28 protein-coding genes are annotated in these 25668 nt (G+C 37.3%); 7 read left to right on the forward strand and 21 right to left on the reverse strand.

From position 1 onward, the window contains the following. Positions 1-7: 7 nt before the first annotated feature. Entirely contained in the window at positions 8-373 is a 366-nt protein-coding gene (locus AC4G3N_RS08370) for a YugN family protein (RefSeq protein ID WP_066100769.1), read from the forward strand. A 43-nt stretch (positions 374-416) separates the two neighbouring features. Here the strand turns inward: AC4G3N_RS08370 and AC4G3N_RS08375 are convergent, their stop codons facing one another. The 8 genes from AC4G3N_RS08375 to cyoE form a co-directional block, all read right to left on the reverse strand. Then, positions 417-914, reverse strand: coding sequence for a hypothetical protein (locus AC4G3N_RS08375; RefSeq protein ID WP_139891308.1), 498 nt, complete (start codon positions 912-914; stop codon positions 417-419). A gap of 160 nt (positions 915-1074) precedes the next feature. Beyond that, positions 1075-1542, reverse strand: coding sequence for a DUF420 domain-containing protein (locus tag AC4G3N_RS08380; RefSeq protein WP_066100775.1), 468 nt, complete (start codon positions 1540-1542; stop codon positions 1075-1077). Between the two features lie 108 nt (positions 1543-1650). Then, positions 1651-2532, reverse strand: a complete 882-nt coding sequence (gene ctaG, locus AC4G3N_RS08385) for a cytochrome c oxidase assembly factor CtaG (protein WP_066100778.1) — start codon at positions 2530-2532, stop codon at positions 1651-1653. Positions 2533-2654: 122 nt separating this feature from the next. Further along, entirely contained in the window at positions 2655-2987 is a 333-nt protein-coding gene (ctaF, locus tag AC4G3N_RS08390; RefSeq protein ID WP_066100781.1) for a cytochrome c oxidase subunit IVB, read from the reverse strand. A gap of 6 nt (positions 2988-2993) precedes the next feature. After that, positions 2994-3626 (reverse strand): cytochrome (ubi)quinol oxidase subunit III, encoded by a 633-nt coding sequence (locus AC4G3N_RS08395; RefSeq protein WP_066100784.1) that lies wholly within the window; start codon positions 3624-3626, stop codon positions 2994-2996. Then, positions 3626-5506, reverse strand: coding sequence for a cytochrome c oxidase subunit I (gene ctaD / locus AC4G3N_RS08400; RefSeq protein ID WP_066100787.1), 1881 nt, complete (start codon positions 5504-5506; stop codon positions 3626-3628). The genes AC4G3N_RS08395 and ctaD overlap by 1 nt, the downstream gene beginning before the upstream one ends. A gap of 33 nt (positions 5507-5539) precedes the next feature. Beyond that, positions 5540-6607, reverse strand: coding sequence for a cytochrome c oxidase subunit II (gene coxB / locus AC4G3N_RS08405; protein ID WP_066100788.1), 1068 nt, complete (start codon positions 6605-6607; stop codon positions 5540-5542). A gap of 90 nt (positions 6608-6697) precedes the next feature. Further along, the gene (gene cyoE / locus AC4G3N_RS08410; protein WP_491090013.1) at positions 6698-7660 is read right to left on the reverse strand and encodes a heme o synthase; all 963 of its coding nucleotides are present in this window, start codon (positions 7658-7660) and stop codon (positions 6698-6700) included. Between the two features lie 510 nt (positions 7661-8170). Between cyoE and AC4G3N_RS08415 the strand changes: the two genes are divergently transcribed. Then, positions 8171-9115 carry a COX15/CtaA family protein gene (locus AC4G3N_RS08415; RefSeq protein WP_491090014.1) on the forward strand — a complete coding sequence of 315 codons (945 nt, stop codon included), beginning with the start codon at positions 8171-8173 and terminating at the stop codon, positions 9113-9115. A 115-nt stretch (positions 9116-9230) separates the two neighbouring features. Here AC4G3N_RS08415 and pyc read toward each other — a convergent pair whose 3' ends face one another. The 3 genes from pyc to AC4G3N_RS08430 form a co-directional block, all read right to left on the reverse strand. Further along, positions 9231-12668 carry a pyruvate carboxylase gene (pyc, locus tag AC4G3N_RS08420; protein ID WP_066100794.1) on the reverse strand — a complete coding sequence of 1146 codons (3438 nt, stop codon included), beginning with the start codon at positions 12666-12668 and terminating at the stop codon, positions 9231-9233. Between the two features lie 101 nt (positions 12669-12769). Beyond that, positions 12770-13957: an FtsW/RodA/SpoVE family cell cycle protein gene (locus AC4G3N_RS08425; RefSeq protein ID WP_066100800.1), complete on the reverse strand. Its 1188-nt coding sequence runs from the start codon at positions 13955-13957 to the stop codon at positions 12770-12772. Positions 13958-14069: 112 nt separating this feature from the next. After that, complete coding sequence (locus AC4G3N_RS08430) at positions 14070-14366, reverse strand: Fpa/YlaN family protein (protein ID WP_373925453.1); 297 nt, start codon at positions 14364-14366, stop codon at positions 14070-14072. A gap of 175 nt (positions 14367-14541) precedes the next feature. Here AC4G3N_RS08430 and AC4G3N_RS08435 point away from each other — a divergent pair, with 175 nt between their 5' ends. Next, a complete protein-coding gene (locus AC4G3N_RS08435) occupies positions 14542-15045 on the forward strand; it encodes a peptidyl-prolyl cis-trans isomerase (protein WP_148629532.1) in 504 nt (167 codons plus the stop codon). Positions 15046-15178: 133 nt separating this feature from the next. Here the strand turns inward: AC4G3N_RS08435 and AC4G3N_RS08440 are convergent, their stop codons facing one another. Next, a complete protein-coding gene (locus tag AC4G3N_RS08440; RefSeq protein ID WP_175354235.1) occupies positions 15179-16510 on the reverse strand; it encodes a PhoH family protein in 1332 nt (443 codons plus the stop codon). A 355-nt stretch (positions 16511-16865) separates the two neighbouring features. Between AC4G3N_RS08440 and AC4G3N_RS08445 the strand changes: the two genes are divergently transcribed. After that, positions 16866-17066, forward strand: coding sequence for a YlaI family protein (locus tag AC4G3N_RS08445; RefSeq protein ID WP_066100812.1), 201 nt, complete (start codon positions 16866-16868; stop codon positions 17064-17066). A gap of 98 nt (positions 17067-17164) precedes the next feature. Here the strand turns inward: AC4G3N_RS08445 and AC4G3N_RS08450 are convergent, their stop codons facing one another. Genes AC4G3N_RS08450 through typA form a run of 3 tightly spaced genes read right to left on the reverse strand, consistent with a single transcriptional unit; the run spans position 17165 to position 19655 of the window. Further along, the gene (locus AC4G3N_RS08450) at positions 17165-17452 is read right to left on the reverse strand and encodes a hypothetical protein (RefSeq protein ID WP_139891310.1); all 288 of its coding nucleotides are present in this window, start codon (positions 17450-17452) and stop codon (positions 17165-17167) included. 11 nt (positions 17453-17463) lie between these two features. After that, positions 17464-17784, reverse strand: a complete 321-nt coding sequence (locus tag AC4G3N_RS08455) for a YlaH-like family protein (protein ID WP_139891311.1) — start codon at positions 17782-17784, stop codon at positions 17464-17466. 32 nt (positions 17785-17816) lie between these two features. After that, positions 17817-19655, reverse strand: coding sequence for a translational GTPase TypA (typA, locus tag AC4G3N_RS08460; protein ID WP_066100821.1), 1839 nt, complete (start codon positions 19653-19655; stop codon positions 17817-17819). 119 nt (positions 19656-19774) lie between these two features. Between typA and AC4G3N_RS08465 the strand changes: the two genes are divergently transcribed. Then, positions 19775-19951: a DUF5325 family protein gene (locus AC4G3N_RS08465; RefSeq protein WP_175354216.1), complete on the forward strand. Its 177-nt coding sequence runs from the start codon at positions 19775-19777 to the stop codon at positions 19949-19951. A gap of 91 nt (positions 19952-20042) precedes the next feature. On the opposite strand, the gene AC4G3N_RS08470 is transcribed toward AC4G3N_RS08465, so the two are convergent. Both AC4G3N_RS08470 and AC4G3N_RS08475 read right to left on the reverse strand, forming a co-directional pair. Beyond that, a complete protein-coding gene (locus AC4G3N_RS08470) occupies positions 20043-20834 on the reverse strand; it encodes an inositol monophosphatase family protein (RefSeq protein ID WP_066100824.1) in 792 nt (263 codons plus the stop codon). Between the two features lie 152 nt (positions 20835-20986). Then, positions 20987-21184, reverse strand: coding sequence for a YkzI domain-containing protein (locus AC4G3N_RS08475; protein WP_066100827.1), 198 nt, complete (start codon positions 21182-21184; stop codon positions 20987-20989). Positions 21185-21364: 180 nt separating this feature from the next. On the opposite strand from AC4G3N_RS08475, the gene AC4G3N_RS08480 reads away from it, so the two are divergent. After that, the gene (locus AC4G3N_RS08480; RefSeq protein ID WP_139891312.1) at positions 21365-21982 is read left to right on the forward strand and encodes a DUF1054 domain-containing protein; all 618 of its coding nucleotides are present in this window, start codon (positions 21365-21367) and stop codon (positions 21980-21982) included. Between the two features lie 57 nt (positions 21983-22039). Here AC4G3N_RS08480 and AC4G3N_RS08485 read toward each other — a convergent pair whose 3' ends face one another. The 3 genes from AC4G3N_RS08485 to AC4G3N_RS08495 form a co-directional block, all read right to left on the reverse strand. Further along, a complete protein-coding gene (locus AC4G3N_RS08485; RefSeq protein WP_066100834.1) occupies positions 22040-22315 on the reverse strand; it encodes a UPF0223 family protein in 276 nt (91 codons plus the stop codon). 12 nt (positions 22316-22327) lie between these two features. After that, complete coding sequence (locus tag AC4G3N_RS08490) at positions 22328-23293, reverse strand: NAD(P)H-dependent flavin oxidoreductase (protein ID WP_066100837.1); 966 nt, start codon at positions 23291-23293, stop codon at positions 22328-22330. A 262-nt stretch (positions 23294-23555) separates the two neighbouring features. After that, positions 23556-23669: a GapA-binding peptide SR1P gene (locus AC4G3N_RS08495; RefSeq protein ID WP_077247942.1), complete on the reverse strand. Its 114-nt coding sequence runs from the start codon at positions 23667-23669 to the stop codon at positions 23556-23558. A gap of 372 nt (positions 23670-24041) precedes the next feature. Here AC4G3N_RS08495 and AC4G3N_RS08500 point away from each other — a divergent pair, with 372 nt between their 5' ends. Beyond that, positions 24042-24473, forward strand: coding sequence for a DUF1885 family protein (locus tag AC4G3N_RS08500; RefSeq protein WP_066100840.1), 432 nt, complete (start codon positions 24042-24044; stop codon positions 24471-24473). A gap of 313 nt (positions 24474-24786) precedes the next feature. On the opposite strand, the gene AC4G3N_RS08505 is transcribed toward AC4G3N_RS08500, so the two are convergent. Continuing rightward, positions 24787-25614: a polysaccharide deacetylase family protein gene (locus AC4G3N_RS08505; protein WP_491090015.1), complete on the reverse strand. Its 828-nt coding sequence runs from the start codon at positions 25612-25614 to the stop codon at positions 24787-24789. Positions 25615-25668: the final 54 nt, after the last annotated feature.

Genomic DNA, 25668 nt, shown 5'->3' on the forward strand with positions numbered 1-25668 from the left:
AAATAAGATGAGATTTGAAAATACAGGACTTGAAAAATACCAAGTTAACCTTAACAGGCTCGATGAGGTTATGAGTGAAAACGGTTTAGTCAGAGCCGAACAATGGGATTACGAACGCGTATCCTACGATAAGAAATATGAATTAAGGGATGGCACTTTTTATTTACGTGTCTTTGGCTATGCGGTTGAAGGTGACGTAGGTGCACATCGGGCAACTATCCAACTCATGACACCAGTCCTAGGTAAACACTATTATCCACATGGTGTTGAATATGGTGAAACAGAGCATTTTCCTACATCTCTTCAAAAACAATGCGAGACAGTTCTTGCGGCAGTTAAAGCTGAACTGGATATATTTGTAGAAGTGGAATAAAGGATTATTAAATAAGCCTGCAGATTGTATGATCTCCGCAGGCTTATTTTATTTTTTTTCTCATTAAACAATAATCCCCCTCCACTCCCACTGCTTTAAATCCATACTTTTTTAAGGTTTCCTTATAATAAAAACGTTTATCTGCTATTTCTGTTTGGATCATTTGGGCAATCCCTATTTTATGAATATAATAGAAAAAACCCTCCATAACTTCAGAAACAAACTCTTTTTCTGTCTGAGCATCTGTAAAGCTTAAGGAAAAGGTTAATTTTTCACCTTCTCCCTCCAACTCCAATTCTCCAATGAATTTTTGGCTTTGCAAATCAATAATAAAACAGATCCACCAACCTACATCCCCACCTTCCAATTCATATAATTCTATTAAAAGAGGGAGTATACATTTTACGCGATCAGATGGGAAAGATTCAGGAACAATTACCGGCGATACCATTTTGAAATCATACGGGTACAAAATAAGGGACTTAGCCAATGAGATGGAACAAGGAAAGATAAGAATGCGATTAGTCCTAATTTGTTTCATTACCGCACCTCCGATTAATTGCCTCTAAATAAAGCCTATGATAAACATCAGCCAGTCCTGACAAAATCCATTCCTAAGCCGCCATGTAAAAGAAAGAAACGAAAAAAGGTCATCTCTAATTCTATGAGACGACCCGTTTTACCTATGCAACTTTTATTTTTTATGAACCAATAATCGCTTTAAATACACTTGTTGTTTTACCACCTTCGTATATTACATAAAGCAATAAATATACAGTGACACCAGCAACCGCGTTCACCATCCAAATGACGCTTGTAGGCGGAGCGATTTTTCGATGTTTCTCAATCTTCCCTTTAAAACCATAATACAGACTGATAATCCCCATTACGGCTCCTATTGTAGCCAATGTAATATGTGAGATTAAAAAGATTGTATAGTAAATTTTTATTGATTCAGGTCCTCCAAATGCCGTGTTCCCTATAAATAACGTTCTGCTTGCATAAATAATGAAGAACACAACTGCAAAAACAGCTGCCCAAAACATTAATTTTTCGTGGACCTTTATATTCCCTTTTTTTACTTGCCATACTCCAAAGCCTACAAGGATTGCGCTGATTACGATACAAGCCGTGCTGATCGTAGGCAGGACTGGTAATGAACTGCTCATAATGGTGGAACCTCACTTTACTTATTCTGTTAACTCTATAATTGTAAAATACTAAATTTGAAAACTCAAATTATTTTACAGTATTCACTAAAGTTTCACTATTATTAATTAGTTCCCTAAATGCGGATTTGCCTCCATAAAACGTTTTGTTTCTGCATCCGCATGTTTGGTATCTTCTTTAAACCAAGTGAAGAAAGTTGTAGCCAGGATAATTCCATATACTATTTCTTGAATTATTTTCATAATTACACCGCCTGTTTGCTGATCTTCAACAGCCGGCATATTTATAAACATTTGAGGACTGCTTAAGTCCAAAGTGGATAAGGTACCGGCAGGAACACACAATTTCATCGCCTCCATCCATACAGCTGGATCTGCATAGGTTGCATACATGGGATCTTTAGAAAAGATGATAAGCGCACAGGCCGGTGTAATTAATATACCATTGGCAAAGATATAGCCAATTTTCTTTAATCCTGATAATCGCTGGCTTTCTTCGATTTTATTAACTAGATGCCACCACATGAACAGCGAGGAAATAAACAATACCACTGTGAAAAGCCCATGAAGCAACATATTGACTTTGACGATATCAAAAATTGACGGAACATGGTAAAAAGAAAACAGTCCATTAAAGAAAATCAATGTTATTAATGGTTGTGTAATCATTAAAAACCATTTTTTAAATACGAACTTTTTTAGTAACCAATCCGGCAATCCCAATAGAAAAAATGGTGGAATAACTAAAAATAAAAAAGCCATTTGAACCATATGAACCGTAAAAGAAAGATGTCCCAATAAATCTATTGGCGACCCCTTTATCATGTATAAAAGAATCATAGCTATCGAGAAGTATACAGCTTCTTTCTTTTTAAATTGGTCACCTGCTTTAAAATAGGTGATATAAAAATAGAAGGCTATGATCAATAGTGTCACGAGGAACAGGTAAGGACTCCATAGGGCCCTAAATCCAAATATATCTAATTCCATTTATCTCACCTCATAATTAGTTTTCCTGCCCAGAAATTCACAAGAAAATATCAAATAACCCAGAAATCATATAGTTTTAGTTTCTAAAAAAAATCGGCTTAACAAGTTAAGCCGATTCCATCTTAAATCCACACAATTAATACAAATGCAAGGATAGTAGTCACACCGATCAGTAACCCGGTATACATAAATCCTGCCATCGTTCCATGACCTTCTTTATTCATATGCATGAAATAATAGAGCTGAAAAATGACTTGGATTACCGCAAGCAACAAGATGAATGGTAAAACGAACCACTTGGAAAATCCATCATAACCTACTGCAAAGAACGCAATTAAGGTTAGAAAGATCATCATAATAAATGTAATAACCTGCATCTTCATATCTTCCGCATTTTTCTTACGTCTATATTTAAGAGCTTCTTTACTAAGATGTGTTTTAGGTTGATTTTCCATTTATCATCACCCCACCATTCCCATTAAGTAAACGACTGTAAAAATGAATACCCATACAACGTCGATAAAATGCCAGTATAGGCTCGCAACATAAAATTTCGGAGCATTATACAGATTTAAGCCACGTTTCGAATTACGGAGCATTAACGTAATAATCCACAATAGTCCAAAGGTTACATGGGCACCATGGAAGCCGACTAATGTGTAGAAGGCGGATCCAAATGCAGAACCTGTAAATGTGTGATGATATTCATGCACATAATGATTAAATTCATAGATTTCTAAGCCCAGGAAAGCAGCCCCTAATAAAACAGTGATTAACAGCCAAAACTGCATTTGTTTAAAATCGTAGTTTCTCATATGATACATCGCATAAACACTTGTTAATGAGCTGGTTAACAGCAGCATAGTAGCAATAAACGCCAGCGGCATATCAAATAAATCTTTGGCTAGAGTCATTTCCTTATTAGGCGGTACACTATCTTTCAGAGCTAAGTATGTTGCAAATAATGAAGCAAAAAGCACTGTCTCTGCAGCGAGGAAAAGCCAAAAACCTAAAAATTTATGCTTTCCGTCATCTGTATGTTTCTCAGGATGAGATGGCCATGTTTCTGGTGTGAATTTTTGCCCTGCATTCATTACACCTCAACCCCCTTATCACTTTTAGCATTAGAAGATACCAAATCTTCTTTATGGATATGATACCCATGATCATCTTTAACGGAACGGATGAGCATAGCTATAAAGGTAATCAACAAACCAATCACCATTACCGGGACTGTCCATTCTTTATCCGTTGCATTATAAAGTGCTCCAAATGCAGCAACAAACAATCCAAAAGAAATAATAACAGGAAGAATTGAATTGTTAGGCATATGGATATCACCAAGAGGTTCAGCCGGTGTCATCGCATTTCTACCTTCCATTTTTTCAAGCCACCATGCATCATATCCTCTTACTAATGGTAATCTTTCAAAGTTGTATTCAGGAGCCGGTGAAGAAATTGCCCACTCAAGTGTACGTCCATCTTGCCATGGGTCATTACCGACTTTAACATTTTTAACTGAAGTAACTACGATATTAACCAATAATATAATGACTGCTACAGCCATCATGAATGCACCGACAGTAGATATTAAGTTGCCATTATCCCATCCCTGTCCGTCCAAATAAGTGAAAACACGTCTAGGCATTCCCATTAATCCAAGGAAATGTTGAACAAAGAATGTTAAATGGAATCCGATTAGGAATAACCAGAATGTGATTTTACCCATGAATTCATTCAATACTGTACCGAATATTTTTGGCCAGTAAAAATGTGTACCTGCCAACAAGGCCAGAACTACTCCACCGACGATAACATAGTGGAAATGGGCAACAACGAAATAGCTATCATGATACTGATAGTCAGCCGGAGCTGCAGCATTCATAATTCCCGTTACTCCACCCATTACAAAAGATGGAATAAATGCAACGGCGTATAACATAGGGGTCGTAAACGTAATCTGACCACCCCACATCGTGAAAATCCAGTTGAAGATCTTTATACCAGTCGGAACAGCTATCGCCATTGTTGCTACTGCGAATATCGCATTTGCGACTGGCCCAAGACCAACCGTAAACATATGGTGAGCCCATACCATGAATCCTAGGAAACCGATTAAAATAGTTGCAAAGACCATAGATGAGTATCCAAATAATCTCTTTCTCGAGAATGTTGGAATAATTTCAGAGAATATTCCGAATGCCGGAAGAACCAAAATATATACTTCCGGATGTCCAAAGATCCAGAATAAATGTTCCCAAATAATTGTATTTCCACCCAAAGCCGTTACAAAGAAACTGGAACCAAACATACGGTCAAACATCATTAGTGTCAAACCAACTGTAAGCGGCGGGAAAGCAAATAGAATTAAGGCAGATGCCACAAATGTTGTCCACGTGAAAAGCGGCATACGCATAAACGTCATTCCAGGTGCTCTCATATTAATAATTGTGGCCAGGAAGTTAATTCCCCCTATTAACGAGCCCATACCTGATATCTGAAGTCCAAGTATGTAAAAATCTATACCGTGACCTTCAGAAGCCAATGATAGAGTTGCATAAGATGTCCATCCGGCATCAGGCGCTCCGCCCATAAACCAGGATAAGTTTAAAAAGACTCCTCCAAAGAAAAACAACCAAAAACCTAATGAATTTAAAAATGGAAATGCTACGTCTCTAGCCCCGATTTGCAGCGGCATAATCGCATTCATAAATCCAAGCAATAAAGGCATGGCGGCAAGGAAAATCATGGTTGTTCCATGCATGGTAATAATTTGGTTAAACATTCCACCACTGATAAAATCATTTTCTGGCTTTACAAGCTGAATTCTTATAAACATTGCCTCAAGCCCACCCAGCAAGAAGAAAAATCCACCTGCAAAGATATAGAGCTTGGCAATTTTCTTATGGTCAACAGTCGTTAAATAATCCCAAATGACACTAAGAAACCCCTTTTTTTGAGCAATAGTACTCACGTTTTAACCTCCCCTTTGAAAACTAGCAAACTCTTATTTTTGCGATAAGGTTTCCAGGTACTTAGTAAGCGCATCGATTTGTGAATCAGAAAGCTCTCCGTAAGTGTCAGTCATTTTGTTTCCTTCTTTAACTGACTCCGGATCCTTAAGCCACTTCTTCACATTTTCTTCATTATTTTCCAAATAACCCGCTACTACTTCACGATCAGCAAAATTTGATAGATTAGGTGCTAATCGAGCCTGCTCCGGTCGCTGATCATTGGAATCGATCGCATGACATCCGATACAGCTTTTATTGAAAATTTCCTGGCCTTCACTTGCTGTTGCATCAGTAAGTTTTACTTCCGTGTGCTTTGTTTCTTTCATGCTGGCTACCCATTGGTCAAATTCATCCCTTGGCAAAGCTTTCACTTTGAAATCCATTAATGCATGGGAAGCCCCACATAATTCAGCACATTTTCCATAAAAAATCCTGCCGGCTTCTTCACTTTTTCCATCATCAAACTCAAGCCAGAAGCTATTTTCTCCCTCTGTGTTCGTATCAAGCTTACCCCCAGCTGAAGGAATCCAGAAGGAATGCTTTACATCTGACGCTGTTAAATTAAAGTAAACCTTTTCATCAGTTGGAACAACAAGTTCTTGCCCTGTCATGATACCTTCGCCAGGATATTCAAACTCCCACCAGTAATAATTAGCCCTTACATTTACAGTTAAGGCTGTAGGATTCCCATCCTTATCCTTTTCATCCTTGGCAGATACATCTGCAAAATCAAATGTATAATAAATCGTTGGAACTGCAAGGATGATTAATAAAACAATCGGGATAACCGTCCAAAGTATTTCTAATTTGTGGTTACCCTCAATTTGCTTAGGGATTGTATTATCTCCCTTTTTACGACGAAATTTTAAAATTGCAAGTACAAAAAGAATAACAACAACAATGATTACCAATACCATAATGGCAGTACTGAGTATCATTAAATCATACTGTTTCTTCGCTACCTCACCTGCTGGATCCAATGCTGATAGATACGGCTTTCCACAACCCGAAAGTATTAGCATCAAAACAGCAATTAAGGATGCAATGCGCCATTTTTTCATAGCAAATAATTACCCCTCTTTCGTAAAAAATTTCTTCTTTCCAAAGGAACATCTTATATATTGAATTTCTTTAAGAAAGAACCCCCAATGTTAAAAACGATTAATTAAAGAAACAATGACCATTGCCACAAAAGAAATAGTCATATAGTTTAATGAATAAATGAACATCTTATTGGCCCACTTTAAATCTTCTTCTTTGGAAAACTCCTTTTTTAATGAGAATCCCTTTAAAGTTAATATAAGCCAACCTATATTTAAAATTGTTGCCAAAACTACAAAAGAAACCCCGATTGGTTTCAGTATAAATGGAATTGGAAACAATAAAGCTACCCATATAAGCATATGAATCTTAGTTTCTTTAAATCCTTTTACTACAGGCAGCATAGGAATTCCAGCCGCTCTGTATTCCTCCGTCCGCTTCATAGCCAATGCGTAGAAATGTGGAGGCTGCCACACAAACATTAATAGAAATAATCCCCAGGCAATCGGATGTAATCCTGGGTCAATGGCGGCCCACCCAATTAGTGGCGGTATAGCACCAGAAAAACTGCCGATAACAGTATTTGAGACAAACCGTCTTTTTGACCACATTGTATACAGCAATACATAGGCCAATACCCCAAGTAACCCCATAAAAGCTGCCATTGGAGTAGCCATTAATAGAATCAATAATCCAGTTACCACCAGTGCCAGGCCCATATACAACACTTTTATAGGGTTCACCTTCCCAGTAACTGTCGGACGCTTCTTTGTACGAGACATAAACACGTCGATATCCCGGTCTATGTAATTGTTTAAGCTGCCAGCGCCAGCTATGATCAGTGCTGACCCTATAACACCATATAGAACGAGATCAAGATTCCCTAGGAAACTCTGGTCAGTAAAATAAAGACCGAGCCAAATACCTGCAAAAACAGTGATTAAATTTGAATTGACGATGCCTACCTTTACTAATACCAAAAAGTCCTTAAATGCTGTACTGTTCATATCCTTCTCCACGTCTAGTCCCTTCTGGTTTTCATACGAGGTCTGCGATGCCGGTTTAGGTTTCATGCTGTTACCTCCTATCTGAATAGTAGATTTCCAAACTTTTAGTTTCAAGCGATATATTCACAAATTATAACAGTGATATTTATATAGAAAAATTTGCCTAATATATATTTAAACACAGATTACACTTCTATTGTGAAAATAATTTGTCCATTTTTTGTCATAAGTGTGACCTAATCATTATATAGTGGTAATTTTATCCTGTAAATATATTTTTGTAACATTGAAAGTATGAAAACCTTATTTAACCAATTAAATCCCCTCTCTATTTCTAACAAACTCTTCTTTAAGTTTCAACTATAAACAATTACATGAATTTTCAATTATCACTAAATAAATAATTTCTTTGACTATTTAGAAACTTTTCTTTGTAATTATAGTAAAAATTATTTATGATATGTTAGTAATGATTATCAAACTTTGTAATATTTACCTCATTATACGGTTCCAGTTATTAGGAAACAAATGTTTAAGCTTACTATTTTATAAAAACAAAGCAGGTGTTAGATTTACATGCAAAAATCTTTGAAATGGTTTGCCGTTATGACATCCTTTGTCATGCTTGTAATCTTAATCGGCGGTGCGCTCGTCACAAAAACAGATTCTGGTTTAGGATGTGGACGCTCCTGGCCGCTTTGCAACGGAGAATTGATTCCCACGGATATCACGCCCGCACTACTAATTGAATTCGCACACCGTCTTTTTACCGGCCTTGGATCCTTCATGGTAGTTGGATTAGCGATCTGGTCATGGAAAGCCATTGGACATATTAGAGAAACCAAATTTCTTGCTCTCCTATCTATTGCATTTCTAATCATTCAAGCATTGCTGGGAGCTGCCGCCGTCGTTTGGAGTCATTCTGATGCCGTGCTGGCTTTGCATTTTGGGATATCACTCATCTCTTTTGCCGCCGTTCTACTTTTAACTCTACTGATTTTTGAAGTTGATAAAAAGTTCGATGCGGAAAAGCTGATAATCCCGAGGAAAATGTCCATTCACATTATCGCTCTATTTATTTATTCCTATATTGTTATCTATACCGGTGCGCTGGTACGTCACGCAGAAGCAAGTCTCGTCTGTCCTGAGTGGCCCCTTTGTTTTAATGATGGTACTATAGTCCCTCATAATATGTATCAGTTTATTCAAATGGGGCATCGCGCTGCTGCAGGCCTCATCTTTATCTGGATTTTATATATTTTCGTCTATACTTGGCGCAATTATCGCCATATAAAAGTTTTATACTGGGGATGGACGCTCTCCCTTATTCTTGTCAGTTTACAGGTTATAGCAGGTGCTTTTATCATTTATACCCGTTTAAACTTGTATGTAGCCCTCTTACACGCCATATTGATTTCTTGTTTATTTGGAGTTTTTTCCTATTTTATCCTTCTTGTAACGAGATCACGGAAAAGCAAAGCTGCAGAAGCCTCGAATCCGTCTGTTAGGAAAACAAGCTGATTAGAATGTATAAAATCATCCTTTTGCATCACATTATACAAACTAGGGAAATAATCCAATACATAAAAAGGAACGTGAGTTAAAAACCCACGCTCCTTTTTATTGTGTTTTAGTTTTATTTATCAAGCACAATCAACAAATCGCCCGTCTGTATGGCTTCTCCATCATTAACATAAATCTCTTTGATGACTCCGTCAAATGGTGCCTGAACTGTTGTTTCCATTTTCATTGCCTCCGTTATGATTAAATGGTCTCCTTTTTTGACTTTTTGTCCATGAGACACTAATACCTTCATCACGGTTCCAGGCATTGTTGCACCAATATGGTTTGGATTGGAAACGTCCTGCTTTGGTTTCGACTGAATAAGAGTTTTAACACTTTCGTCCTTAACTACCACTTCTCGAGCCTGTCCATTGAGTTCAAAATAAACCATTCTTGTGCCATCTATACGTGGCTCACTAATTGAAATTAGTTTAATAATTAAGGTTTTTCCCTTTTCGATTTCCACTTCTATTTCCTCTCCAATGGAAAGTCCATAGTGGAACGTTGGTGTATCTAACTCTGTTATATTGCCATACTCACTATTCGAGTTCACATAATCAAGGAAGACTTTTGGATATAGTGCATAAGCGAGTGCATCAAACATCGTAACTGGACGTTTGATTTTCTCAAACAACTCTTCCTTTATCTTCACAAAATCCACGTCCTCAAGCAACTCACCTGGGCGAACTGTAATAGGAGATCTATTTTTTAGAATTACCTTTTGAAGTTCTTCAGGGAAACCGCCATATGGCTGTCCTAAATATCCGCTGAACAATTCAATAACTGAATCAGGGAAATCGATCAAATGGCCTTTCTCCAACACACTACTTTCTGTCAAATCATTTTGTACCATAAACAAAGCCATATCGCCTACTACCTTGGACGATGGTGTTACTTTGATAATATCACCAAACATCATACTTACTCGATGATACATTTCTTTTACTTCATCCCAGCGTTCACCTAAACCAACTGCTTTCGCTTGCTGCTGAAGGTTGGAGTATTGACCGCCTGGCATTTCATGTACATAGATTTCTGTATGGGGGGACTTCATTCCACTTTCAAAATCAGCATAGTAACTTCTGACCCCTTCCCAATACTCTGATAACTTTTCGACTGGCTTAATATCGAATTGCGGCTGCCTCTCATGACCCTCCAATGCATAATAAAGAGAATTTAAGCTTGGCTGTGAGGTAAGTCCAGCCATTGATCCAAGTGCCGTATCAACGATATCCACACCGGCATCAATCGCTCGTGCGTACTGATAGATACCATTCCCGCTCGTATCATGTGTATGAAGCTGGATCGGTATGTCAACTGCATCTTTTAACTCTGAAATCAGGCGGTAGGCTGCTTCCGGCTTCAATAAGCCTGCCATATCTTTAATAGCTAATAGATGTGCTCCCTGTGCCTCTAGCTCTTTAGCAAGATTTCTATAGTATTGCACATCATATTTTTGCCTGCTTAGGTCGAGTATATCACCTGTATAGCAAATCGCTGCCTCGGCAATTTTTCCTGATTGGCGAACATAATCAATTGTCTTCTCCATTCCCTTAACCCAGTTAAGGCTATCAAAAATTCGGAATACGTCTATTCCCGCATAGGCAGATTTTTCAACAAATTCCCGGATAACATTATCAGGATAATTCTTATAGCCAACTGCATTAGATGAGCGCAGGAGCATCTGGAATAATACATTAGGGATTTCCTGTCTAAGTAATAATAATCTTTCCCATGGATCTTCCTTTAAGAACCGGTAGGCTACATCAAATGTTGCCCCGCCCCACATTTCAAGTGAAAACAGATTCGGCATAAGCTTTGAGGTTGGTGCAGCAATCTCTTGTAAATCCTTCGTTCTCACTCTGGTAGCTAAAAGTGATTGGTGTGCATCCCTGAATGTAGTATCTGTGATTAACACATTTTTTTGTTCTTTAACCCATTGAGCCAGCCCCTCTGGTCCCAGTTTATCTAATAATTGCTTGGTACCTGTCTGAGATGCTAAGTAATCGTGAGTTTGGGGAACTTTTGGTTTTTCGAAAACCGGTTTCTCCTTAACACCTATGCCCGGAAAACCATTGACAGTCACATTAGCGATATAATTCAGCATTTTGGTTCCACGATCTTGTCGGTTAGAGAAAACAAAAAGCTCAGGTGTTGTATCGATGAATGATGTATCGTATTCTCCTGCAATAAATTTTTTATGCTTTACCACATTTTCAAGGAAAGGAATATTTGTTTTAATTCCTCTGACACGGAATTCTCTTAAATTACGCAGCATTTTTATAGCTGCCTGATCGAATCTGGTAGCATGAGTGGATACTTTAACAAGCAAGGAATCATAATATGGTGTAATAACCGATCCATGAAAAGCATTTCCAGCATCCAGACGAACACCAAAACCGCCGCTAGAACGATAAGCTGCAATTCGGCCTGTATCCGGCATAAAATTATTTAAGGGATCTTCCGTCGTCACCCTTGCCTGAATGGCATACCCATTGATATGTATATTGTCTTGTTTAGGTATGTTTAATGAAGTACCGTGTAAACTGTGTCCCTCAGCAATCTTGATTTGAGATTGAACAATATCAATGCCCGTAATCATCTCAGTGATTGTATGCTCAACCTGGACACGAGGGTTTACCTCGATAAAGAAAAATTCATCTCCAGAAACAAGGAATTCTACCGTACCCGCATTTACATATTCTACATTCTTCATTAATTGAACTGCAGCGTCACATATCCTTTCTCGTAAGGAATCGGTAAGTGACACACATGGAGCTACCTCGACTACTTTTTGGTGACGGCGTTGCACAGAGCAGTCCCTTTCATACAAATGGACAATATTTCCGCTTTGATCACCCAGTATTTGAACTTCAATATGCTTGGGATTCTCAATAAATTTTTCTACGTAAACTTCATCATTGCCAAAAGCAGCTTTTGCCTCTGATTTTGCCCGGTTATAGGCTTCTTCTACTTCCTCTGGGTTACGAACAATGCGCATACCCCTTCCGCCGCCGCCGAGAGAAGCTTTTATAATAATCGGGTAACCATTGATTTCTCCAAACTTCGTAACTTCTTCCAAACCAGAAACTGGTCCTTCACTTCCTGGAATAATAGGAATACCTGCCATTTTCGCTTGCTCTTTTGCCTTTACTTTATCTCCAAACATATCGAGATGATTTGTTTTAGGACCAATAAAAATAAGTCCCTCTTCTTCACATCGTTTTGCAAATTCGATATTTTCAGAGAGCAAACCATATCCAGGATGTATAGCATCTACATCACTCATCTTAGCAATCTCAATAATTCCTTCAATATCAAGATAGGCATCAATCGGCTTTTTACCGGCACCAACTAAATAGGCTTCGTCTGCTTTATATCGATGATAGGATTTGTAATCCTCTTTTGAATAAATAGCAACAGTTTTAATATCCAATTCATTGCAAGCTCGAAAAATACGGATAGCAATTTCTCCACGGTTGGCAGCCAATACTTTTTTAATTTTTCTCATCCTGAGCACCTCACAGCTTCCTGAAAATTATGACAATATAGTAATTTTTTAGTAAAAATAATGAGTAAGAAGATTATTCTTACTCATTATTTTAAGCCAGCTTATCCCTGGAGTGTCTCCCCTTTTTCAACTGGTTCTTTTTTGTAGGCTGCATCATATCTCGTCATCATAGAGACATTGACCAGTAATCCGACAGATATCAAAAGAATAATTAAGGAAGAACCACCATAGCTGATAAATGGTAAAGTAACCCCAGTAATCGGTATTAGTCCAGCTACTCCACCTAAGTTAACCATAGCTTGAATTCCAATCATACTGGAAATACCTACTGCCAGCATACTCCCAAATGGATCATTCGATTTTATCGCGGTATGAATCCCTTTTAATACAATCGTAGCCAAGCATATAATAACAAATCCTACCCCAATAAGTCCTAACTCTTCAGAAATCACAGACATTATAAAGTCAGTGTGCGGTTCAGGCAGATAACCATATTTCTGCGTGCTTTGTCCAAATCCCACACCGGTAATGCCACCATTGCCAATTGCCACATAAGAATTGACCAACTGATATCCTTCATACTTCTCACTGGAAAACGGGTCTAAAAATCCTACGAAACGTTCAAGCCTTTTTGGAGTAAAGATCTTGTCTTTAAAAAGAAAAATGATTGGTGTCGCAACAAGGATAGCTCCGAACAAAATCGATAGCAGTTTACCTAAACTCTTAAAATTCATACCAGAGCATAAGATAATAGTACAAGAACTCATAAAAAGAATGAATGCCGTCCCGATATCCGGCTGCAAAACGATCAATAAACAGATAACTAACAAGAATAATAGTGGTGGTACTACACCCTTATTAAAGACATTGATATATTTTTGTTTATTCGAATAGACTGCGGATAAGTATATAATCATACCTAACTTAATAAACTCTGATGGCTGCAAACTCCCTAGCGCTCCAAGCTTAAACCAGCTCTCCGCATTTCCGGCGGTGTGGCCAATAAAATTTAAAGCAACGAGAGAGATAATCGAGCCTAGTACGATGATCACCAAAAACTTTTTATTTTTAAAAACCGGATAAGGTATAGCAGCTACAATGAAAAACAGGATAAACCCGATGATTAAATGCCTAAATTGTTTTATGTAGAAAAAATCGCTCGGAAGTCCAAATCTTGACACAGCCGTTACCATACTGGCGCTATAGACCATTACAAGACCAAAAATACTTATAGCGATAATGACAGCGATGAGGGTAAAATCATACGATTTTAAAATACGTTTTATCATATAGGTCTCCTTGAATAAATTTCATTTTAAAAAATATGCTTGTTTAAAAATTATATAAAGAAAAACAAAAAAACTCAAACAACATCGGCATCGTTTGAGTTTCGACTGCTACTTATTTTCTTAAGGAAGCATCATGAAGAGCAGAAAGTTCTTGTTCAAGGAATCCCAATAGCTCTTTACCGTCTTTCTCTTCTATTAATCCTAATCGAACGGCAAAGTCAATTTCTCTGGAGAGACCAAACATTTGGGTATCTAAAACTTCTTCATATAACGGACACTGAGGCATAGTCAAATTGTCCATTTGCACCTTTATTAGTTTAAATATTTTATCAGCGTCAGCCTTTAACAATGCGTAGGCCTTTTCTTGATGATTGACAAGGATATCAGATGTCAATGTGCAACCCCCCATTATGGCCCAATGAACCAATCTATTATAAAATTCTACCCTTAAAATCGTAAAATTGCAAGAAAAGGTAATGTCAAGGAGTTTAGTTTTTTCTAAAAAAAGATAACCTTCGTGCAGCGAATTACTGTACATACTCATTCAGCAGCTATAAGATTAAAATTGGAAAGGAGAGTCAATTATGAAAGATATTCTACAAATAAAAGGGAATGTAAAATTCCCGATATATCTCGACCCTGGCACTTGGATATTTGATGACAGGAAATTCGATCTTGATGCTTGGCATCCAGAAAACAATCAGAAAGAAAATCCTGAACAGGAGACCTATTTAAAACAGGTATCATCACAATGGGATAAAGAGATCATTGAAGGGGCATCCCCACCGCCAAGTAAACCTGTAATAAAAACAAAGAAACAGCAGCTTACTGAAAACAGTTTCGGGATTGTATTAAAGCCTTTTTTCTTGAACACTGAACCTGAAAGTACTTCTGCAGCTGTTATTGTACATACAGAAAATGCTAATTTCACATTCTCTTTTGAGGAAGCGCTTCAACTGGTTGCTGGCTTTTCTATTAAAGGGCGACCAATCAAAGCGGATGAGGGTGGACCCATTCATATTTACCACGGCGATGGCTCCAACAGGCAAGCACCCATTAAAAACGTAACAGGTTTTACAATTCAATAAAGAGTTCAGGAGCCGTATAGACGCTATATGGCCCCTGATAACTACAAGCTACTAATACACAAACACTCTAAATGATTTGGAGCAGGAAGTACACTGACCCATTCCTGTTAGGATAATTAGATAGAAGATTCACTCATAATAAATCTGCCGCTAATTGAGCTAATCCGGAACGTTCCCCCTTCACTAAATTCACATGGCCTGCAATGGCTTCATTCTTAAACTTTTCCAAAACATATGTCAGCCCATTGTTCCATTCATCCAAATAAGGATGATCAATTTGAGCAGGATCCCCCAGTAAAATAATCTTACTGCGCTCACCTACACGTGTCAGTATGGTTTTCACTTCATGTTTGGTAAGGTTCTGAGCTTCATCCATGATAATAAAGCTATCCGGTAAGCTGCGTCCTCTTATATATGTTAAGGCCTCCACCTCAATAGAATTTATACCAGCTAAAATAGAGTCCAATTCACCTGGCTTTTTTGTGTTAAATAAAAATTCAAGATTATCATAGATTGGCTGCATCCATGGACGCAGTTTTTCTTCTTTTTCACCAGGCAGGAAACCCAAATCTTTCCCCATTGGTACAATTGGCCTTGCTACCAGTAATTTATTATACTCCCCCAAATCCTCTGTTTGAAGCAAACCTGATGCGAGTGCTAAAAGTGTTTTCCCTGTACCTGCTTTTCCAGTTAATGTGACTAACTGGATATCACTTCTTAATAATAATTCGATTGCCATATGCTGCTGCACATTTCGCGGCTTTATACCCCAAACATGCTCCTGATTATATCGAAGCTTTTTTATTCTTTTTTCATGTCCGCTAATAATTCCTAAAGCAGAAAGCGAAGTTATTTCTGTGCATTTCATAATGACAAATTGATTTAAATGAATCCCCTCTGCTACATCAGCAGGAGCTGCTATCTCTCCCTTGGAATAGAATTCATTTATATCAGCTCGCGAAACAAATATCTCGATAAAGCCGGCGTACATCTGATCCTCATGTATAACTCGATCACTCAAAAAATCCTCTGCTAAAAGTCCCAGTACATCCGCTTTTACCCGCATTAGAATATCTTTACTTACTAATATTACGCTCCGCCCATTTTCTTTTGCCTGTTCTTCCAGCGATAAATTTTTGGCAATTGCCAATATACGATTATCATTTGTTTTTTCTGCAAAGTATTCTGCGACATTGTGGGGTGAGCGATGATTCATCTCTATTTTTAACACCCCACCATTCGACAATGGGATTTTATGATGAAGCTTACCTTTTGTACGCAGCTGATCAATAAGTCTTGAAACATAGCGGGCGTTTTTCCCTACTTCGTCCAAGTTTCGTTTTTTTGAATCCAGTTCCTCCAATACTACTGCCGGGATGATGACCTCGTTATCCTGGAATGAAAAAATAGACATTGGATCCTGCAATAATACATTCGTATCTAGAACATAAATTTTGCTCAAAATATATCCTCCTGTGTCATAATTTCATTACCTATCCAGAGCTTTACAACACGCTGATGACTTATTGAAATACAACATTTAATAAGCAAGAGTTGCATTTTTCACGTTTAATCAAAATAAGCCGGATGGAATTTTGTTTTTAATAGCTGGACAAATCTGATGCTCAAATATATGTATTTACATACAAAAATAGAAGAAAATAACCCATTTCCTTTAAATTGTTTTATTCTTAAAGTTTGAAAAAAATTTTAATCATTCATCTTATCCGTTTCAAATAACCAGACCATTCCATAACCATGTATGGAAAATCCTTATATGGTATAATGACTTTACATGCAATAGATTGGGGTGTCCTGTAATGCGAGTTAAATGTGTAATCTGTGATAAAATCGAATCAATTGATGATGAAACGTTAATGGCTAAACGACTTAGAAATCGTCCAATTCATACATATATGTGTCAGGAATGCAATAAACGTATCGAAGAACGAACAATTGCACGAAAAAGCACTGGAAATTTCAGATTATATCGGGCGGCTAAAGAAGAGGACACGTGGTAAACTACATATACCTGAAAGAAATCGGGCTGTTTTACCTGTAATCTTCAAATAAAAACAAAAAAACAGAGAAGAATGAGATACTCATCTTCTCTGTTTTTTTATGATGGATAATTACGGTAATGATCCGGATTCTGGAGTATTTGATTGAGCATAACCTCAATCATATCCTCCGGAAACCTGAATTCATTTACAGACTCTTCATTTTTATAGGTGACGATATACCAACCGCCACTTTTTTTATAGTGATAGTCTGATATACCAAACTTCTCCTGCAAGGTATTTTCGAACCAGAGGACTGTTTCATTTGCTGCGGTATCTTCAGGTCGATGATCAATGACAACTTTTATCGTTAACCAATTATAGATCGTATCCTGAACAGAGTTCATTCGCTCACTCCTTATTCCGCATTTACCTCGTTTTTCATTTCCTTACGGAGTCTATATTTATAAATTCCCAGAAAAGCAGCAGCCACTACCAGTACTTCTGCTACAGGCAAGAATAGTGCCAAAAAGGTCAAAAAGCTGCATCCAAAGGCCATAATGGCATAGACTACTATGCTTTTTCCAAGACTTAATTTTCTAGCAAACCCCAGTTTATACACTATTCCGCAAAGTACTATAATCGTCAAATATAGAGCCCACACCCCTATTTGTGAATATTGTGGGTCTCCTATTCGATACAAGTCTGCAAAGAACGGCAGGTTATTTGTAATATCCACTTTAAAACGCTCCCTCTCCCCAAAGGTAAAAGTTATTCAGCGAATTTCTTTTTCTTAGCTGCTTTTTCACGTTCGTTTTTATCCAAAATCTTCTTACGTAAACGAATTGATTCTGGTGTTACTTCGCAGTATTCATCATCATTTAAATATTCCAATGCTTCTTCAAGTGACATGATTCTAGGTTTTTTCATAGTAACTGTATTATCTTTTGTAGCGGAACGAACGTTTGTTTGTTGTTTAGCACGAACAATATTGACAGTTAAGTCATTTTCACGATTATGTTCCCCAACAATCATACCTTCATAAATTTCAGTACCTGGCTCTACAAAGATAACGCCGCGGTCTTCAATTTGAATGATACCGTATTGAGTAGCTTTACCTGTCTCAATGGATACAAGAACACCTTGTCTTCTTCCTCCAACCTGACCTGCCTGCATAGGTTGATAAGAATCGAATGTATGGTTCAAAATACCATAACCACGAGTTAATGTTAAGAATTCAGTTGTATACCCGATCAATCCACGGGAAGGAACGTTAAACACTAGACGTACTTGTCCGCTTCCGTTATTGACCATATCCAGCATTTCGCCTTTTCTTTCCCCTAATGATTCCATGATTGCACCTGTGTATTCCTCAGGAATATCAACTTGTACGCGTTCCACAGGTTCACATTTAACACCATCAATAACACGGATGATTACTTCAGGCTTAGACACTTGAAGTTCATATCCTTCACGGCGCATATTTTCGATAAGAATGGATAAGTGTAACTCTCCGCGTCCGGAAACAATCCAGGCATCCGGAGAATCAGTAGGATCCACACGTAAACTTACATCTGTTTGGAGCTGGCTCATTAAACGCTCCTCGATTTTACGTGATGTTACCCATTTACCTTCTCTGCCGGCGAATGGACTGTTGTTTACTACAAATGTCATTTGTAATGTAGGCTCGTCTATACGCAGAACTGGAAGCGGCTCCTGAACATCTACTGGGCAAACTGTTTCCCCAACGTTAATGTCTTCCATACCGCTGACAGCAATCAAATCACCCGGTAAGGCTTCTTCTACTTCCACACGTTTCAATCCTTGGAAGCCGAATATTTTAGTTACACGGAAATTTTTCGCAGTTCCATCAAGTTTCATTAAGGATACTTGTTGTCCAACTTTCATTGTGCCACGGAAAACACGGCCAATTCCTATTCTTCCTAAATAATCACTATAATCCAGCAAAGCAACCTGGAATTGCAGCGGTTCTTCACGATTGTCAACAGGTGATGGAATATTTTCTACGATTGATTCAAATAAACACTCCATATTTTCTTCTTGATCAGCCACATCAGGGCTTAAAGAAGCGGTACCGTTAATTGCTGATGCATAAACAACTGGGAATTCCAATTGTTCTTCAGTAGCACCCAATTCAATAAACAAATCAATAACTTCATCAATTACTTCCTCAGGGCGAGCAAAGTCACGGTCAATTTTGTTAACAACAACGATTGGCGTAAGTTTTTGTTCTAATGCTTTTTTTAGTACAAAACGGGTTTGCGGCATACAACCCTCATACGCATCAACGATTAAGAGAACACCGTCTACCATTTTCATGATACGTTCTACTTCTCCGCCGAAGTCTGCGTGTCCCGGTGTATCCAATATGTTAATACGTGTATCTTTATAGTTAACGGCAGTATTTTTCGCTAAAATTGTAATACCGCGCTCTCTTTCAAGATCATTGGAATCCATTGCTCTTTCAGCAACTTGTTCATTAGAACGGAATGTACCTGCTTGTTTTAACAATTGGTCGACCAAAGTTGTTTTACCATGGTCAACGTGAGCGATAATCGCTATATTTTTGACGTCATTTCTGTATTGCAAACTATTTCAACTCCCAGATTTTATGCTTATCGAAACCAACCTTGTCATTATAACATACTGAAACTAGAAAGCTGCTATCGTATTGTGTACAATGAATATGAAGATTGGGGTGATTACATATGAATATTAACTTTATATTTATGCTGCTAGCAGTTCTCGCTGTGACAAGCTTATGCGGAATTGCTATATCCATCGCTGAAGGAAGTGTAGTGGCCATTGTCCTATGCTTGTTAGCTTTTATCGGCATTATGGGAAGCGGCTTTACACTAAAAAAGCGTTGGAGAGAAAAACTTTAGACTATTCTTTTAACTAAATAATTTTACCGCAATATCATATTTTAAGCAATAAAAAAGCATCAGTACTGATGCTTTTTCTCTTTTATAGCCATCAGGATGATAAATACTGCTCAAGAATCACTCCATGTAAAGCTGGCGATGACACTAGGAATGAGCTCTTCTTTAGATAATGAATCGGGTTACCTTGCAGATCAGTCACTTTTCCACCCAATTCTTCAATAATCACGGCTCCCCCCGCAAAATCCCATGGCGCCAATCTCATCGATATATAAGCGTTCATTCTCCCAGTAGCAACATAGGCAATTTCAAGGGCAGCAGATCCATAGGACCTGGTCCCTCTTATATCTTTGACAAGTCTGCCCGTCAGATTCTTATCAATTTTTTTATTGTCCGTCAGCCAAATTGGATTTAAACCTATAATAGATTCGGGAAGTGGAACTTCCTTTATCTTAGGAATCTCGCTATCATTGAGAAAAGCTCCTTTTCCCTTTATACAGTGATACAGTTCATCATGGACAACATCATATATTAGCCCAATCTTTCCAATACCATTTTCTATTATACCTATTGATATCGCAAAATTTCTTTGCTGGTGCACAAAATTCATTGTTCCGTCTATAGGATCGATAATCCAAACTACTCCATCCAGTGACTGCAAATCATGGCCAGAACCTTCTTCACCGAGAATATGATGAGTAGGAAATTGTTCAGATATTTTTTCTTTAAAGAATTGCTCTATTTCCATATCCATATTAGTGACTAAATCATTTACATTTGATTTTGTGTTAATATCTAAAATTGATTCAAATGAGTTAATAATCTTTACCCCTGCTTCTTTAATCCATTGAACCGCCATCTCGTGAATGTTGGACCATTCCGCCATTTTTCCCACCTCAATTAAAATCTTTTCTATAGTATGTATATTAATTCCAGCTTAATTCGAATGACATTAAATAACAAGAAAAGACGAACATCATGAACGAGAACATGCAGTTCGTCTTAATCAATCAAAAAATCATATAATAATATCCACTATTAAAGTGCTTTTAAGCGCAGAAGTTCTTTTCTTATTCTTTCAAGTTTTTGTTTTGAACAATTTTTTTGTTTTTCATCATCCTGCTGAATAGCTTCATATAAGGTAGCCAATTCATAATCCAGTTCCATCCGGAGAACTACTTTTCTATGTTTCTCGACTTCTTGAGCTTTCAGTTTGTGATTAACTACCTGTTTCATAAAAATCCTCTCCTTGCATTTATTTTAAGAAAATTCAGAAATTTAATTGTACTTTGTACTATAGTATGTTCTTTCTGGATTATTGCAACCAAAATAGACAAGCGCCTAGTTACATATGCATAATATTATTTGGCCTCTCTATTCTTATGCTAAAATAAGAGAGAATAGGAGGTAATATATATGGTTATAAAAGGTTTCACAAATGAAGACTTTAATGTATTTACAATAGATGGTCTCGACCAACGAATGGATGCAATCAAAACCTTAATACGTCCCAAATTTGAAACATTAAGTCAGATTTTCACAGAGGAATTATCTGTTTTAACACAAGATCCAATGTATCCCCATATTGCAAAGCATGCTCGTCGTACGATTAACCCGCCGAATGATACATGGGTATCTTTTTCATCCAATCCACGCGGTTACAAAATGCAGCCACATTTTCAAATCGGTCTGTGGGAAACCCATTTATTTATTTGGTATGCAATTATTTATGAAGCCAAAGACAAAGCGCAAAAGGGACAACGATTGGCTAGCCAAACTGAATCGATAAAAAATCTTATCCCATCTGATTACGTGTGGTCTATTGATCACATGAAGCCGGAAGTTATTCCTCACAGTACATTATCAACCGATGGCTTAAACGATATGTTTAATCGTTTACAAACAGTCAAAAAAGCTGAATTATTATGCGGCTATCAAATTCCACGCGAGGAAGCTGTTCAACTTTCCGGTGATCAATTAGTTGAAATTATTCATGATGTATTTGTACATTTAATACCCCTGTACAATGTCTAATAAACTCGAAAAAGACATTAACCCCCATTAGCACTATGCCAAGAGGGTTAATGTCTTTTATCGGCTTAATTTTATAAATCCTTCATTAGCACTGTTTTTTGCTCGCTTAATTGCTTGATAGGCAGAGTAGCCACTCACTTCTTCAAACTCATTGCACAATTTCTTTTCCTCAGATTTAGAAGGAACAATTCGCTTAAACTCATTGTAAAGGTTCATTAACTGTTCCCTTTCTATCCCGTTCTCATAAGCTTTCTCGATTCCTTGAAAAAAAGATATAACCTTTACGATCTCATCAGTAGACCATTCATAATCAATCGGATATTGATAATCCATATGTACCACCTCTTATGTTGTAATTGCTTTCCAGCGTTCTCTTATAGCTGCTGCTTCCGCTAGCATTCTACTGAACAATTGCTCTACTGTTGGCTCATCCTTAATTATACCAACAACTTGACCAGCCCAACCAAAACCAGCTTCTGAATCTCCATTATATATAAATGCTTTGTTTCTTACACCACTAATATAATCTTTTAAATCCTCATATGTACAATTATTATCCTCCATTCCAAGGATAATATCCGTAAGCGGATTATGAATGGCACGTCCTGGAGCACCTAAGCTCTTTTTAATCACTACCGTATCCTTTTCAGAGCTATCTATGATTGCTTGCTTATAAGCGGCATGAGCATGTATACATTCTTTCGTAGTAATGAATCGTGTACCCATTTCTATACCTTCAGCACCCAGGGCCAGCGCTGCCATTAAACCTCTTCCATCTCCAATACCTCCAGCAGCAATAACAGGAATGGAGACATGATCAACTGTCTGAGGCACCAGGACCATTGTACTCAACTCATCTCTTCCTATATGGCCTCCACCTTCATAGCCAACCACCATAACTGCGTCTGCTCCAAGTTCTTCAGCTTTCATAGCATGCCTTACCCCTGCAGTCAATACGAGTGTTTTTACTCCAGTACCCTTAAACATCTCTAAAAATTCTTTCGGGTTTCCCCCTGTAACAGAAACAACTTCTACTCCTTTGGAGAGTACCACTTGTACAAATTCTTCATAAGGTTTACCGTGGTTACCAATAGCAAAATTAACTCCGAATGGGGAAGAAGTCATAGAACGTACCTTATCAATTTCACTAGCTAAATCCTCAGGACTGCTCAATGACATAGCTGTAATTTGACCAAGTCCACCAGCGTTTGAAACGGCGGCAGCCAATTCAGCATAGGCTAGATAAGCCAGCCCCCCTTGAATTATTGGCAGCTCTATGCCAAGCAACTCTGTTACACGCGTTTTCCACATAAAACACCCTCCTTTGTCGTTAGGATTGCTTTTACACAATGGCAATATATGATTCGCTTCTTAATTGAAAAGTGAAACCAATCATTTGTGTATCATTAATTTATCATATAAAGAATAAGTAAAGAATACACCGTGTTCTTGCGAGTAAATAAAAAAGACAACCCCTGGAAAATTGAAGGTTGTCATCGCTAATGTTAACTTTTTATAGTTTTCAAGATTAAATGATTATAGTTTTTGAAATGAACCGGTTTTGGTCTAGTGACTATTCTTGTTCACAACTGTGGCAATCAGTGCATGTTGCATACAATACTGTTACTTTTTCGTCTTCAAAATGATCGATTGTATTGTTGCATCCTGTACATACGATTGTACCCATTCATTTCATCTCCTTTTCTAAATGTAAACACCTTCCAAGAAAGCGTTTTAATTCCATAAATCAATAATAGTATAACTCATTGAATATTTCAAGCCCAAATTGTATAACACATTAAAATATTTTTCGTTAAATTGTGTATAATATATTATTAATATGACAATTAGACACTCTTATCCTGCAAATGTATCAGTAAGTGTAATATCAATATTTAAACAGTTAAATTGGCTATTATTCTAATGATTTTATCCATGAATTCCTTCATTAATGAAATTAAATACACTTAACCAAGAAAAGCGTTTTCATTATCACCCTTGTTATCCATTTTCAGGTAATGATAAACTAATTAAAATAAATTAATTCAGGGAGGTTCCTATGACTTTATCAACGTTTATAAAAATGAAGGGATCCATAAAAGATGACATAACTATTGAGGACATTAAACAATTGATCAATCAGTATAGACAATCAATCTCGCATACTTCCGAACAATTAGCATGGGATTATAGTAAAACTGCATTTCCTTATGTTTTGAAAGTAACAGACGAAGGGAAACATAATTGGTTTTATTTATACTCAGAGGAAAAGGACTATCACATGATAGCCATTGGAGTGGATTATGAATATATACAAACCCCTGATGAAAATAAACAAAGAGTCCCTTATATCCAAATCAGTCTATCTCAACACTCTACAATTGGTGATAAATCGAAGGCTAATGAGTTTGCTAAATTTTTATCAAAGAAATTAAAAGGGGAACTTCATTTATTTAACGGGAGAATCATCCATTTTAATCTAAAAAAGTAGAGCCATACTTTATACTTTAAATTGGTTTATTTAGAGGGCTTATAACCTATATGTACCTAATAGTGATGATCAAGCTACTGGTTGAATAGCTATCTAGAAAGTCGTCAAATCATGAATCATCTACCGAGCAAGGACAGATCTAGTTTTGCCAACACATATTAACTCAATCCGGAGGTTTCCCCTTAAGCAGGCGCTAACCATACCAAAGGATTTCTGTACAAACATATTACCCACCCATCCACTCTTCAACTAGTTACTTAAAAATAGTATTGAAAAAGGCAGCCTAATTACTGAGGCTGCCAGAACTCTTCCATTAAAAAGATTTTATTTCACGAGGATTTATCACCCTATAACCCTTTGCACGTAATCCTTCAACTAATTCTGGCATTGCATCATTAGTCCATTTACGGTCATGCATAAGCAGGTTTGCTCCCTGATACAATTCTTTGCTAGTAAGCATAACTTTCACTAAAGCGTCCTTATCTTGGTACTGTTTTTCCCAATCGTATCCTATTGTCCAATTCATTAACTGCATTTTTTCTTCTTTGGCTATTTGTTTTGAGAACTCTGTGTTTTGCCCATATGGAGCTCTAAAAAATCTGGGCCTTTCACCGGTTATAGTTTCCACCATATCATTCACTTTAATAATTTCTTCTTTTTGCGCCTCTTCATCCAATTCTGGCAGGACGGCATGGCTATATGTATGGTTACCGATTTCAAATCCCATATCATAGATTTGTTTCAATATCTTTTTTTGCGCATCCGATTCCAAAAAATGTCCGTTAACGAAAAATATAGCAGAGGCATTCATTTCTTTTAATTTTTTTGCCATTGCTAAACTATATCGATCCGGTGCATCATCGATGGTTAATAGAGCTACTTTCTTTTCACCATCTTCTATAGGCTCAATTTTCCAATTTGTTAGATTGACCTGATAGTTTTGTGAAATCTCCTCTATCGGCTTCGCTGCTGTTTCTTTAGGTACCTCTTTGTTAATTTCAGCTTTATTAGGCTTTGTTCCCTGATTTGATTGTGTCTGTTCTACACTTTTATTAGGTGTATCTTCTTTCGCCTTCTCTTCTTCTCCGCAACCAGATAGCAACAGAACCATAGATGTAAGCAAAGCTATAGCATATCTCATGAAATTCCACCTTTCGACAACCTTATCCTATATTTTACCACTTTACCGACAAAA

Source organism: Bacillus sp. z50 (genome assembly GCF_058313585.1).

What these genes read in the sequence shown, in the direction of transcription:
- AC4G3N_RS08370 (WP_066100769.1), top strand. Translation starts at nt 8, where the DNA reads ATGAGATTTGAAAATACAGGACTTGAAAAATACCAAGTTAACCTTAAC.
- AC4G3N_RS08375 (WP_139891308.1), bottom strand. Translation starts at nt 914, where the DNA reads ATGAAACAAATTAGGACTAATCGCATTCTTATCTTTCCTTGTTCCATC.
- AC4G3N_RS08380 (WP_066100775.1), bottom strand. Translation starts at nt 1,542, where the DNA reads ATGAGCAGTTCATTACCAGTCCTGCCTACGATCAGCACGGCTTGTATC.
- ctaG (WP_066100778.1), bottom strand. Translation starts at nt 2,532, where the DNA reads ATGGAATTAGATATATTTGGATTTAGGGCCCTATGGAGTCCTTACCTG.
- ctaF (WP_066100781.1), bottom strand. Translation starts at nt 2,987, where the DNA reads ATGGAAAATCAACCTAAAACACATCTTAGTAAAGAAGCTCTTAAATAT.
- AC4G3N_RS08395 (WP_066100784.1), bottom strand. Translation starts at nt 3,626, where the DNA reads ATGAATGCAGGGCAAAAATTCACACCAGAAACATGGCCATCTCATCCT.
- coxB (WP_066100788.1), bottom strand. Translation starts at nt 6,607, where the DNA reads ATGAAAAAATGGCGCATTGCATCCTTAATTGCTGTTTTGATGCTAATA.
- cyoE (WP_491090013.1), bottom strand. Translation starts at nt 7,660, where the DNA reads ATGAAACCTAAACCGGCATCGCAGACCTCGTATGAAAACCAGAAGGGA.
- AC4G3N_RS08415 (WP_491090014.1), top strand. Translation starts at nt 8,171, where the DNA reads ATGCAAAAATCTTTGAAATGGTTTGCCGTTATGACATCCTTTGTCATG.
- pyc (WP_066100794.1), bottom strand. Translation starts at nt 12,668, where the DNA reads ATGAGAAAAATTAAAAAAGTATTGGCTGCCAACCGTGGAGAAATTGCT.
- AC4G3N_RS08425 (WP_066100800.1), bottom strand. Translation starts at nt 13,957, where the DNA reads ATGATAAAACGTATTTTAAAATCGTATGATTTTACCCTCATCGCTGTC.
- AC4G3N_RS08430 (WP_373925453.1), bottom strand. Translation starts at nt 14,366, where the DNA reads ATGGGGGGTTGCACATTGACATCTGATATCCTTGTCAATCATCAAGAA.
- AC4G3N_RS08435 (WP_148629532.1), top strand. Translation starts at nt 14,542, where the DNA reads ATGAAAGATATTCTACAAATAAAAGGGAATGTAAAATTCCCGATATAT.
- AC4G3N_RS08445 (WP_066100812.1), top strand. Translation starts at nt 16,866, where the DNA reads ATGCGAGTTAAATGTGTAATCTGTGATAAAATCGAATCAATTGATGAT.
- AC4G3N_RS08450 (WP_139891310.1), bottom strand. Translation starts at nt 17,452, where the DNA reads ATGAACTCTGTTCAGGATACGATCTATAATTGGTTAACGATAAAAGTT.
- AC4G3N_RS08465 (WP_175354216.1), top strand. Translation starts at nt 19,775, where the DNA reads ATGAATATTAACTTTATATTTATGCTGCTAGCAGTTCTCGCTGTGACA.
- AC4G3N_RS08470 (WP_066100824.1), bottom strand. Translation starts at nt 20,834, where the DNA reads ATGGCGGAATGGTCCAACATTCACGAGATGGCGGTTCAATGGATTAAA.
- AC4G3N_RS08475 (WP_066100827.1), bottom strand. Translation starts at nt 21,184, where the DNA reads ATGAAACAGGTAGTTAATCACAAACTGAAAGCTCAAGAAGTCGAGAAA.
- AC4G3N_RS08480 (WP_139891312.1), top strand. Translation starts at nt 21,365, where the DNA reads ATGGTTATAAAAGGTTTCACAAATGAAGACTTTAATGTATTTACAATA.
- AC4G3N_RS08485 (WP_066100834.1), bottom strand. Translation starts at nt 22,315, where the DNA reads ATGGATTATCAATATCCGATTGATTATGAATGGTCTACTGATGAGATC.
- AC4G3N_RS08490 (WP_066100837.1), bottom strand. Translation starts at nt 23,293, where the DNA reads ATGTGGAAAACGCGTGTAACAGAGTTGCTTGGCATAGAGCTGCCAATA.
- AC4G3N_RS08495 (WP_077247942.1), bottom strand. Translation starts at nt 23,669, where the DNA reads ATGGGTACAATCGTATGTACAGGATGCAACAATACAATCGATCATTTT.
- AC4G3N_RS08500 (WP_066100840.1), top strand. Translation starts at nt 24,042, where the DNA reads ATGACTTTATCAACGTTTATAAAAATGAAGGGATCCATAAAAGATGAC.
- AC4G3N_RS08505 (WP_491090015.1), bottom strand. Translation starts at nt 25,614, where the DNA reads ATGAGATATGCTATAGCTTTGCTTACATCTATGGTTCTGTTGCTATCT.